This is a genomic window from Pseudomonas sp. GW101-3H06, from assembly GCF_059424605.1.
This window is the reverse complement of the sequence record NZ_JBWKZO010000001.1, coordinates 930324-942031: the sequence shown is the minus strand read 5'-3', so window position 1 is coordinate 942031 and position 11708 is coordinate 930324. Positions and strand designations below refer to the sequence as shown.

The following is an 11708-nucleotide window of genomic DNA, read 5'->3' as shown; positions in this document are numbered from 1 at the left end:
TCACTCGAACCGAAGGGCGCCAACAAGTGTGTCGAGCACTTTTTGCGCAGTGCCCGCCAGGCTTTCACGGGACCAACCGGCACGTGCACCGCTTTTGCTCCACAGCACACGACCGCTGTCGGCATCGAGCACGCGCAGGCTGATGCCCACCGCCGGCTCGCCGTCCAGACCATTCTTGTACTGCCATTCTTCGACGCTGCCGGCGACCACGTAATCGAGCTTCTGCTCACGGGCCCAATCAAGGGCTCCGGCCAGACGCTCGTTGTCGTCCATCAACGCTTGTTCACCACGGGTGCTGGCTGGGTAAACCCGGGGTTGCAGGCCGTGGCTGCTGAGCACGCTGAGCAGGATTTGCTCGCTGCGTTCACCGGCCTGCGGCGTTTGCGAATAGTTGACCATCGGCACGATGCCCCACTGCGCATTGCGCGGCAGGGTCGGGCTGGCATCGTCGGTGAAGCTGGCGCAACCGGCGACGAACAGGACCGCCAGCGCCAGGCTCAGATTACGAATTGCTTGCATACGTTGTTCTCCCTTGGAAATTCCATGATCAGCGTCCGAAACGCACGCCGTAGCTCACACCCAGTGTTCCGCCGGCCTTACCGTCCCCGCCTTGTGGCGCGGATTGGTAGCCGAAGGTGAAGGCCAGTTCGTCATCGCCCAGCACTTCAACGCCGATCCCGGTATTGATGCCGTAGTTAAAGGTTGAATCCGTCCATTGCCAACCTGCCGTCAGGTCCACCAGCCAGGTGTATTGCGGCTTGGTCCGTACCAGCGCGCCGGGCAAGCCACGACGCCAGGAACTGCCGACATACAGTTGGCCATAGCGGCTTTGCAGCAAATCGCTGGCCGTCACGGTCTCGATGTCGAGTGGATTGATCGGATCGGCCAAACCGGTATCCGGGTCGAACGTCTGCACAGGCGCCGCCCTGATGACCGGGCCACCAAAGTTGCTGGACAGATAATCCAGCGTCTTGTCCTTGACCTGGTTCTTCTGGTAATCGACACCGCCGCGCACGGTCCAGTTCGGACCGGCGAATTCCAGCGTGTGGTTGTACTCCATTTTCAGCGCATGGCCGTTGCCCAGGTCGTCGTCGGCCCGGGTGGAAAACGACCGCTGAGCCACTTCCCAACTGAGCTGGTCACGGGCGGTCAGGCTATGGCGCCCCCCCAGATACACACGATCCTGCTGACCGAAAGCGCGCATCAAGCCACTGTCTTCGTTCTTGCGATGCCAGTCGACGCCGGTTTCAAGTTCGTCGCTCACGCCCAACTGCCAGGTCCGGGACAGGCCCAGGCCATTGCGGTCATCGTCCTTGCGCTGACTGGTGTCGGCGAACAGTTTATAGCTGCCGTTTTCCACCGCACGTTGCAGGGTCAGGGCAGCGTTGCGCTCTTCGCCGATTTTCGAGGAGTCGATCTCATCGCCGTTGTAGTCGCCCTGCTCCAATTGGAGGTCGGCGTACCACTGATCGCCCAGGTTGTGTGCAATCTCCAGGCGCGGCGCGTTGAACTCGAGGCCGCCGAAGTCCTGCTCATGCCACGACAACTGCGCCCCTTGCGGCGTGCGCTCGTGGATCTCCACCGCCTGACGGCGCAATTGCTCGCGCACCGCTTCCGGCTGATCGTCGCCGAGCGCAGTCAGGCTGGTGTCGAGGGCTTCGTTCAGGCGTCCCAAACGGCTGAGGGCTTGTGCGCGCTGGGCAGGGTTCAGGTCGCTGCTGGCCAACAGCGCTTCGACCTGAGCCTTGTTACGGCTGCGCAGGGCCTGCTGAATCTGCTCATAACGCTCGACTTTCAAGCCCTGACCGCGAGCCCACTGCAGCCACTGGTCTTTCTGCGATTCCTGGTTGGTCGCGTCCAGACGCGCCAGCAAACGTTCAAACCACAACTGCAGCATCGCTGGCGAGCCGTCCTTCCACTTCAACACTTCCTGCTGCGCTTTCTTCGGCGAGTAGCTGCTGGCCATCAGACGCAACCAGATACCGTAGCGCTGGGACGACGGTTGCAGGTTTTCGCCTTCAGGGCTGCGCAACAACTTCAGGCGCAGGCGCTGGGCCGCATCCTGATAACCGGCGCTGTCCAGGGCATCGGCATAGGCCGCTTGCACCAGCCAATCATTTGGACTGGTCTTGAGGTACAGGCGATACCAGGCCAGCGCCTCGCTGTCGCGCCCGAGCATCTGGCTGGCACTGGCAAACGGCAGCCACAGGATCCGGTCTTCACGCGCCCGGGCCTTCCATTTCGTCAGCAACGGCTTGAGCTCGGCGGTGTTGCCTTGATCGACGTAGAGCCACATCAGGCGCTCACGGAACAGATTGTCATCGGGGAAGCGCGTCAGGCCTTCCTGGTACAGGCGCTGCGCTTCGTCGATCCGGCCGTCCTGCACCGCCAGGGCACCACGCACCGCCAGCACTTGAGCCTGGCCGTAGGCATCCGGGTATTGCTCGGCGTCCTTGAGCAGTGCTTGCACCTGCGACCAGTCCTGCAATTCCTGGGCTTGCTGCAAGGCTTCGACCAGACGTTGTTGATCATGGCTGCGTTGCCAGCTGCCGATCATCAGCTGCAGGGCGCGCTGCGGGTTACTGGTGCGATAAAGCGTGATCAACTGACTCTCGTCGCCGCTGTTGAGCGAGCCCTTGAGCGCCAGCATTTTCTCCAGTGACACCTGCAGTTCATCGTCCAGCTCCAGGTCCCAGGCCAGTGCAGCCCGGGAGCGCCAGTAGTTCGGATCGACGATCTTGCGGTTATCGACCTGCAACACCTGCCATGCCGACGGGTTATCGAACAACTTGAGGTAGGTGTCGACCCAATCGACCCGCTCGGTGGTGGTCAAGGCAAAACGTTTCGAATAGTCCTTGTAGACCTTGGCCTTCGCCGCGTACTGCCCGGTGTTTTCCAGGTTTTGCAGCAGGCGCGTCCAGGCCAGGCGATGCTGGGGGTACTTGCGCAAATACGTGTGCAGCCAGGCTTCGGCCTGTTCCGGCGTGCCACGGGATTCGTGGCCGTAGATCAATGCATCGAGTTCGACGTCGGTCAGTGTGCGTTGCTCCATGATCTCGGCGAGCAACGGAATCGAGCGATCGAAGTCGAACTGCTGACTGGCCAGGCGCCAGGCGTGCTCGCGGGTCTGCGCGGTTTCACGCAACTTCAGCAGACGAATCCAGTAACCGAGCGCCGCTTCGGTTTCACCGCGCCACTCGCCCAGCTGCGCCATCTGTTCCAGCAAGGGCAGATCTTCGGGATATTCAGCCAGCAATTGCTGACCGCTTTCCCAGGCACCCGGCAAGTCGCCCAAGGCCAGGCGCATGCTGAAATCTTTCTGCAGGATTTGCGGGTCATCCGGCTGCAAGACGCGCCACTGTTGCAGGAAGCGCTGCGCCAGATCGAAGCGCTTGCTCGCGATCGCCACATCGACGCCCTGCTGCACCCAGGCCGTGTCGGTTTGCGGATTGATCAACTGATCGATTTCATCGGCGAGCACCTGCGCAGCCTGGTCACCCTGCCCGGAGGCCAACAGACTGTTATAGGCCAGCTGCGCGTATTCACGGCGCTCGGCGGCCTGCTCGGTGTCCTTTTTCAGTTCCAGATAGATCTGCGCGGCGCGCGCCGGCTGCTCGCCCGCCAGGTACCACTTGGCGGCGGATTCGAGCGCATCGCTACGTTGCTGCGGATCGCGGACGGCGATTTCTTCATAGACGTTGGCGGCAAAGGCCGGCGCCTGCAAGGTCAGCGCGAGCCTGGCCAGGTTCTGCAGTTGCGGCAGCGGCAACATACGATGATCGAAGCTTTTCAGCCGCTCGACCAAGGCCTGTTGCGTCATCAGATCGCTGCCCTTGGCCGCTTCCAGCGCATCCAGCTCCAGCCGGTAATACGCCTGCAATTGCAGGTTCGGCTTGGGCCAGTTTTCCAGGTGCTGGCGCGCCTTGGGGTATTCACCCAGGCGGATTAACAGATCAATGAGTTGCAGGCGCAGGTGATCGTCTTCCGGGTGGGCGGTCAGCAGTAATTCGGCGTAGTTGGCGGAGACCGCATCCGGCTCGCGTCCATCGGGCTGGAACACCTCTTCACGCTGGAAGGTCGCCCACAGCAGACCTCCCACGGCAACCGCGACCACCGCCAACGCCCATGGATTGAGCAGGCGCGTGCTTTTAGTGACTGAAGGGTTAGTTGCAGAGGAGCTGACCATGACTCACCTGCTTGATGGGTAATTGAAAAGTCCACAGACCGCCGGACGCCCTGCCGGCAAAACGCTGCCCCTCCACTTCGACCCGGCAAGCGCTCGCCGAGCGGACCGAGAAGCTCAGGTCGATCTGACCGGCAAAGGAAAAGCTCACGCGTTTGTCATCCAGATAGCGCCACTCCAGTAACGGCAAATTGGCTTCTTCCAGGGCCGGGCGTGGGTCACGATCCGTGCGCAACACCAGCAACGCCTGGTCGCTGCTCAAGTGCACGTAACGCCCCTGGGGCAAATCACGGACGCCGGCGACACCTTGGGAACGCAGCAGATCCGGCCAGCCCATTTGCGGGTCCAGGCGCACGGTGCGCAACGCATCCATGCCGCGAATCTGCCAGTTGCCATCGGCGGTCCGCGCCAGGCTGGCTTGATACAGGCCGTGCAGGCGATCGAGGTAATCGCTCATCCACAACGACATCGGCTGCTGCTCACGCATGTAGCCGTAGATCTCGTTCATCGCCTTGATCGAGGCCTGCTTGGTGCTCGAATAGAAGTGGTAATAGAGGTGCAGGCCACGCAAGCGGCGCGGGCTGTCGGTCAGTTCGAAGGTGTCGATCACATCGCGAAAACCGTAGTACGGACCTTTCCACAGGTTGGTGTAGAGGTTCTCGTTGATAATCGGCGCGTAGTACTGCAAACCGCCGGCGGTAGGCCGCAGCAACGGGTTCAGGCCGGTCAGCGAGGGGTTGGCCTTGGTCAGCATGGTTTCGGCACCGTTGACGTTTTTCAGGCCTGCGTCATAGGCCAGCTTGATCGTGGCCGCCGATGGCAAGGCATCGCCCGGCCAGAAAATCAGCTTCACCGGTTTTTCCGGGGAGGTCAGTTGCTGGTTGATGTAATCACGCGAGCCAAATACCTCGCGACGGAAATCCAGCTTGTCGTAACCCGGTATGGCCATTTTCAAACCATATTCCGGGTTGAAGCCTTCGCGTTTCTGCGCCACTTCCGGCTGCATGAAAAACGGATGGCTGAAGGTGTGCGTGGCGACTTCGACTTTCGGGTTGGCGAACAACTCGCGGGCGATGGGCTCCAATTCCCGGGCCAGAAACGGAAACATCCCCCGCGGGGAAATCTCACCCTCGACGATCGACACCGAGGTCAGGAACGGGTTGGGCTCAATGAAATCGTCGAGCACCTGTTTGCCCGCGTAGGGTGTGCCGCGCACTTCGGCGCGCGACGGGAAACCATCGCCATCGATGTGCACCGTGGCAATGCGCCGACCATTTTCCGTGGTGGTGTCCGGGCGCGGTTGCAGCGGCAAACGCAGGCTTGCCTGGAGGAACGCGAACGGATCGAGAATCCAACGGCTGCGTTCGTTGTTGGTTTCCAGGATATAAGGCGCCAGGGCCAGGCCGCCCCAACTGGCGACAGCCACCGGGGCAAACGTTTGGCCGCCTTCGCCAGTCAACAGCAATGCGGGTTTAGGGCCGTCGGGTAAAACGGAAACTGCAGTCAGGTCACGGGATCGGGGTTGCACCGGTGCTTCGAACGCCCCAAGCAGCGCCTTGTCCTGATAGGTGATCGTCAACGGCTGCGTGGCAGGCGGCGCTCCGCGATTGAGCCCCAGACGCTTGAGCAGCACTTTGTCTTCAACTGGCAGGCCGGCGAAAAATACCAGCGGCACTTGTTCGTCCAGACGCTTGCCCAACCAGCGATTGAACGCCGTCGCGTCCTGCGGCGGGCCGCTGGTCATCCAGGTAATAATCCCCGCGTACAAACCGCTGAAGCGGTGCTCCGGCAACGTATCGTCGGCGGCCAGGTAATCCACGCGATATCCCAGGTATTCGAGCAGGCCGCCGAGCAACGTGTGCCCGGCGTTGCGGATCAGGTCGCCTTCACGCGGGTCGTAGACCAGGGCGACTCGACGCGGCTGGACTTCGATGCTGCTGATGCCCATCGAATCCAGATCGGGCGTGCCGATGTACGGAATGAATCCTTCTTCGCGCAGACGCTTGGCCAGCTTGCGCGCTTCATCGCGACGCTCGGGCGGCAAGTAGTCGATTGCCACCAGCGGGATACCTTTGGCGCGCAGGGGTTGCAGCTGGGTTTCCAGCCACTGGCGATCCGCTTCCGGCACCGGACGATAACGCTTGGCGGATGCATCCCACCCGGCGTGGATGGATTCCACGGCAACCGCGGCGGCCACGCCATCGAGTTCCGGCAGCACTTCGAAACCACGGTTGAAAAACAGCTTCAGGTTCGGCTGGCTCTTGTGCAATTCGCGCAGGAAACTGGCGAGGGCCAGGCGTTGCTTTTCCCGCTCGCCTTCCGGCATCAGCTGGAAGCTGTCGAGGGTGTCGAGGAACAACCCGGCGTAACCTTGAGCCTCGAACGCCTTGGCGCGGCCGAGCAAATGCTCACGCCAGGCTGGCGAGGCGAGGTCCATGACCTGGCTGTCCCAGGCGCTGTTGCGCACCGGGCTGACGGCTTTACCCAGGCCCGCCTTGTCGATGGCCGCCTTGTTGCCGCTGAACTCGCCAACCGACAGATAAGCGAACGGCTGGCTGCCCAGCTTGCGCAGGGCTTTGACATCGCCCGCCGTCAAATGCCCCGGCTCGACCACTGACCAGTCGAACTGGGCCAGCTCGGAAATGGGCGGTTCGTCGGCATACCAGAAGGTCACGCTGGAGGGTGGCGTCAATACGGCGGCCTGTACGGCGGGCCCGCTCACGCACAATGCCAGAGCGGCTAACAGTCGCTTGGCGACCGAGCGGACACGCGTCCTGCGAAAAACGATTTCCATAACTCACTCTTGAATTGACTGAACCAGTACCACTGAACCCGGAACGATAAACCGGCCGGGTTACAGACTGCGGATGAGTTGCGCCAGCCCCTTGCCGATGGAAGTCGGTTCGGGGAGATTGAAGCGCTCAAGCAGACGGTCGTTGTTGGCGCGCGAGTGGCGAATGTCGCCCTGGCGTGGCGCCTGATAATTCACCGTCAACGGGTTGCCGGTGGCACTTCCCAGTTCAGCGATCAAATCGTTGAGGCTGGTGGAACGGCTGAGTCCGATGTTGACGGCCCCAGGACGCGGCTCCTTCGTTTCCACGGCCTGCAGCAAAATGCGCACCAAGTCCTGGACATAGACGAAATCGCGGGTCTGCTCGCCATCGCCAAAAATCGACACCGGCTGCTTGTTCAGCGCCCGCTCGGTGAAAATGCTGATCACACCGGAATACGGCGAAGACGGATCCTGGCGCGGACCAAAGATATTGAAGAAGCGCAGAATCACGGGTTCCAGGCCATGTTCCCGGCGATAGAAATCCAGGTAATGCTCACTGGCCAGTTTGTCGCTGGCATACGGCGTGAGCGGCGACTTGGGGGTTTCTTCGTCGATGGCCGAACCTTCGCCATTGTTGCCATAAATGGCGGCGCTGGAGGCGAACACCACCCGTTTGATCCCGGCTTTCAACATGCTTTCACAGACGTTGAGAGTGCCAACGAAGTTGCTTTGGTGGGTGCCTACCGGATCATCCACCGATGCTTGCACCGACGCCACAGCCGCCAAATGGATGACGGCACTGCAATCGCGCATCGCCTGCATTACGGCGGCACTGTCGGCAACATCACCGATGACCAGGTTCAAATTGGCATTATCCATCGGCAAATTACTGACTTTGCCCGTGGACAGGTTATCCAGTACGCGAACCTTGTATCCCTTGGCCAGCAACGCTTCTACAAGATGCGACCCGATAAATCCCGCCCCGCCAGTGACCAGTACTCGCTCAACGAACATGAAATTTCTTCCTGAAGATTCAAGCGGATACTAGTGTTGGATGTCCGCTAACGGTGGTGCTGGTTTAATCGTATACGAATGTAAAACGCGTAAAACCACCCGGTCATAACCGGCAGTTTTATGGCGGTAGGCCATCAAAACGCGGCCGATAATGGGAGATCGGACGAGCACTGTCAATAGGTTGTCTATTTCGTCGCCGAACGGCGTGAAGAGTCAAAATAAAGCCATTTTTTTGACGGCATTAATCGGATCCAACCGGAGTTTCACATGCCCAAGCCTTACTTATCATCGACGTACAACCCAGCTTCGCCCCGCCACAATGGCTCATCGAGGGCATTCGCGCGCTCGTTGGCACACTGCCCAGCGTCGCCACCGTCGAACGCCACGACGAAGCGAAAACGCCGTTCCAGAAACAACTCGGCTGGCACCCCGCCGCGGATGACGACAGCCTGATTGAAGCCGACCGTATCTTCATCAAGCACGGCTACGCGCCAACGCCTGAAACGATCGAGTACCTGAAAAGCCTGAACGTGGATCGAGTCCTGGTGTGCGGCCTGCAAACCGAAACCTGCTGCCTGGCGGCCGGGTTTGCACTGTTCGATGCGGGGTTGCAGCCGACGCTGATCACCGATTTGACGGTGGGGTCGTCACTGGATCGGTCGGGAGGGTTGGGGGTGCGGCTTTGGGAGCATCATTTTGGGGCGGTGGTGACATCAAACCGGCTTTGATCAGAATGCGGTTGGATAACTCAAGATAAGTGCAGAGGCAGTGTTCAATGTAGAAGCGTGAGTTGGGCAGTTCCCCTATCTTTTCACGTTACATCTTGAAATCTGCACCTGGCACACGCTGAACGCCTTTCAATGAGTTCTCGGTAAGCACGAACAACGCTCGTATATGAGCCACTAAAAACGTCCAGAAATCCGGATCATTAACGGTCTGTGTCACTAACTCACGCGGGAGGAATCGGCTCATTTCCTTTCGAAAGTCGACAACGATTTTCGGATCAGCATCCAGCAACATGGAACGCTCCTTGAACAGGCTCAAGAACTCACTCTGGTCGCTGTGGTGATCACCCAGTTTTTTTGTAATCAGTTCAAGTTTCGGCGTGGTCCCTTGTTGACGCAACCAAACCATATCCCAGAGATCACGATTCTTGATTCGGTTAGGGCGCAACGCAAAAGCCACGATTTTGTCCACGTAGATTTCCTCTCGGGTTTGAGCCTGGAGGATCAGGCCGCTTGTACCCATTTCTACCCCATAAGGGTTGAGTAGAAGCATTGGCTGGGGCTGGTAGCTTGGAATTGCACACACATCGATATTGATACGCTGAGGTGGAAGATCTCTACGACCTGGCCGGGTTTGCACCTTCAGCTTCCAAGTGTCGACATTTCCTGTTTCACGAACAGGTTCGCTGACCTCGACCTCAAGCCCGTATTTGATTTTCAGTGTGCTGACCAACACATGGGCAAGTTCAGTCAGGTTGTCGCGATTGAAATCCGCGCCACCGGTAAAATCCAGGTCCTCGCTCAAACGGTTGGAACCATAGCAGGCACGCAAGCAGGTACCGCCAATAAAGGTCAGCCGGGCGAGCATGCCAGCCGAACTCAGCGCCAGCATGATGTCATGGTGCAATAGCTCCTTTTCCACAACGACTCGCAATGACGCCAGATCTTGCCTGTTTTTCAGCGCCTCATTCACCAGCTCATCAAACAAGCTCATCGACAACGCTCCAATCGATCAAATCCATGTTTCGTTTTGCGATCCTCATGTCTCGCAATGCCTGTTGTGGTGCTGCACGCCACAGTCGACAACGTGCGTCATAGTGGAGCTGTCCGACCAAATCCTGGGCTTTCTGGCGAGTGTGTATGAATTCGATCGTGCCCCAGCGACCGCATGAAATGGTGTTGCTACGTCCGGATGACATCAGCGTGATCCAGTTGATAGGGATCTGCGAAATAACGCCGCAATCACTCAATGCCGTTTCAAGACTGATGTAGTTGAACTGCATCGCACGTAATCTGGCGGCGGCATGAAAGAGCACCAATCCGCTGGAGGCTTGCATCCCTTCAAACAGATAAAGACCTCGACACACTCGCGTCAGATATCCTTCGGAAGCTATTCGGCTCAATAAGGTTTTATAGGCCCCCTCGGACAGATCTGGCACCAATGCCCTGAGATCGTCTGGTGTAAACAGATAGCGTTCGTCGCTGGCCAAATGAGTCAGTTTCCGGAGGAGTCTTCCCATCGGTTGATTCGACTTTGAGGACGTATGCATGACCAAACACTCAACAGAAGGTTTCAATTAATGTAACTTACTGTTGAGTCAATCGAAAAGCGAACTGTATTACCGTCCTACTCATCAGCGATCAAGCTCGCCCTTACCGAGCTCTCGAATATGGGACGCCAATCTAGTCTCACTTTTGCTCAAGGAAAGGTTCGGAGAATTGCGTGCCTGACTCAATGACCGTTCAAGGTGTTTTTCGGCCGCCACAGCATTCCCTGCAACGAATTCCCGAAATGCGAGACAGCGGGGCCGAAGTGAAGGACAACACCAGTCGACTTCATCACTCAACAAATCGTCTCGCAGCTCTCCCGTGCACCTTAAAAGCATGGCCTTGGAGAAACCCAACTCAATTTGCAAGATCGAGATCAACAGTGCCAGTGACCCCAGATTGTGCGACGACGCCTCCAGCAGGGTTTGCAAATCATGGCCCTGCTGTGTGGCAGCATGCCAATCTCCCTGACTTTGCAGAGCATTCAAGCGGTACCAGATAGCAAGCAATGGTGCAGGCATCGGCTCAGACGTGAGCAACGCGATGTCGTCATCTGGTAACTCTTCACTGGGTGTCCCGGCAACAGAAAGTGCCAACAACCGCGCATTCGCAAGCATCGGAATCTGCTCCTCCTTGACCAGACACCATGCGATCAGTCCAGCACCGTCACTGCTGCCACCCAAGTAAGTCGGAATCAGATTGGAAACCCCCATTGCAATGTTGCTGACACCGAGAGCCAACATGAACATTCGCATCGTTTCCTGTGACGAAAAGCCAACACCGATGCAAAGGCACCCGACGACCAGGTTTGCCAGCGGCCCCATTACAATCATGACGATGAATTGCCGACTCATAGGCAGGCGAGGGTCAGCCGCGGCCATGATATAGCCACCCAATTTTGATCGTTTCGGCTGAGGCGACCATCGCATACGCCAACCACGCCGTAGCGGGAGCAGTTCTACCGCTGCAACCCGCACTGCCAGTACAGTCATGTGACTCCACTTCGCCCCCAGATAGTGGCCGCCTTCATGGATGCAAGTACTCAGGATGATCAATACAACGGTCAAGACCGTCGCCCAAAGGGGAGCAAAGTCCGAATCGATGCCAATGCCGAGGATGAAGGCAGTCGCCAGCACTCCACTTACGGACACTATCGTCTGCGATAGCGAAAGCAGTTTAAGCAAGCTCATTACCCATTTGTTGCCCATCATTGAATGCTTGCCGCAGTGACCGAGATAGGCCTGCGACTTTAGGTGGTGATGACCTCCAGCCTCAACCGCCAAACTGCGTAGGAACGAGGTAGGAGACGCGAAGGGAAAGTCCTACAGAAAAACCGCGAAGCGTGATGACCCATTGCAAGTACAACTTCTGGCGCTGGCTGAGTTTCGATTCGCGCGTGTACCTCGCAATGGATGCCCCCCATTGACCGGCACATGAACTTTTCTTCACCCCACCTTAATGCCAC

General features: G+C 58.6%; 8 protein-coding genes. 1 reads left to right on the top strand and 7 read right to left on the bottom strand.

Annotated elements, in window-relative coordinates:
• From AC07ZE_RS04255 to AC07ZE_RS04240, 4 genes are read right to left on the bottom strand one after another with little or no spacing between them, the layout of a single operon-like run.
• Positions 1 to 519 (bottom strand): penicillin-binding protein activator LpoB, encoded by a 519-nt coding sequence (locus tag AC07ZE_RS04255; protein WP_095194028.1) that lies wholly within the window; start codon positions 517 to 519, stop codon positions 1 to 3.
• A gap of 28 nt (positions 520 to 547) precedes the next feature.
• A complete protein-coding gene (locus AC07ZE_RS04250) occupies positions 548 to 4186 on the bottom strand; it encodes a tetratricopeptide repeat protein (RefSeq protein ID WP_207261617.1) in 3639 nt (1212 codons plus the stop codon).
• Entirely contained in the window at positions 4164 to 6977 is a 2814-nt protein-coding gene (locus AC07ZE_RS04245) for a bifunctional glycoside hydrolase/polysaccharide deacetylase family protein (protein ID WP_207261614.1), read from the bottom strand. The genes AC07ZE_RS04250 and AC07ZE_RS04245 overlap by 23 nt, the downstream gene beginning before the upstream one ends.
• A 60-nt stretch (positions 6978 to 7037) precedes the next feature.
• Positions 7038 to 7970 carry an NAD-dependent epimerase/dehydratase family protein gene (locus AC07ZE_RS04240; RefSeq protein WP_207261612.1) on the bottom strand — a complete coding sequence of 311 codons (933 nt, stop codon included), beginning with the start codon at positions 7968 to 7970 and terminating at the stop codon, positions 7038 to 7040.
• A 284-nt stretch (positions 7971 to 8254) separates the two neighbouring features.
• On the opposite strand from AC07ZE_RS04240, the gene AC07ZE_RS04235 reads away from it, so the two are divergent.
• Positions 8255 to 8698, top strand: a complete 444-nt coding sequence (locus AC07ZE_RS04235; RefSeq protein ID WP_207267758.1) for a cysteine hydrolase family protein — start codon at positions 8255 to 8257, stop codon at positions 8696 to 8698.
• A gap of 88 nt (positions 8699 to 8786) precedes the next feature.
• Here the strand turns inward: AC07ZE_RS04235 and AC07ZE_RS04230 are convergent, their stop codons facing one another.
• The 3 genes from AC07ZE_RS04230 to AC07ZE_RS04220 all read right to left on the bottom strand — a co-directional run bounded on the left by AC07ZE_RS04230 (position 8787) and on the right by AC07ZE_RS04220 (position 11454).
• Positions 8787 to 9689 (bottom strand): nucleotidyl transferase AbiEii/AbiGii toxin family protein, encoded by a 903-nt coding sequence (locus AC07ZE_RS04230; protein ID WP_207261609.1) that lies wholly within the window; start codon positions 9687 to 9689, stop codon positions 8787 to 8789.
• Positions 9676 to 10215, bottom strand: coding sequence for a type IV toxin-antitoxin system AbiEi family antitoxin (gene abiEi / locus AC07ZE_RS04225; protein ID WP_259332003.1), 540 nt, complete (start codon positions 10213 to 10215; stop codon positions 9676 to 9678). The genes AC07ZE_RS04230 and abiEi overlap by 14 nt, the downstream gene beginning before the upstream one ends.
• A 114-nt stretch (positions 10216 to 10329) precedes the next feature.
• Entirely contained in the window at positions 10330 to 11454 is a 1125-nt protein-coding gene (locus tag AC07ZE_RS04220; protein WP_207261605.1) for a M50 family metallopeptidase, read from the bottom strand.
• Positions 11455 to 11708: the final 254 nt, after the last annotated feature.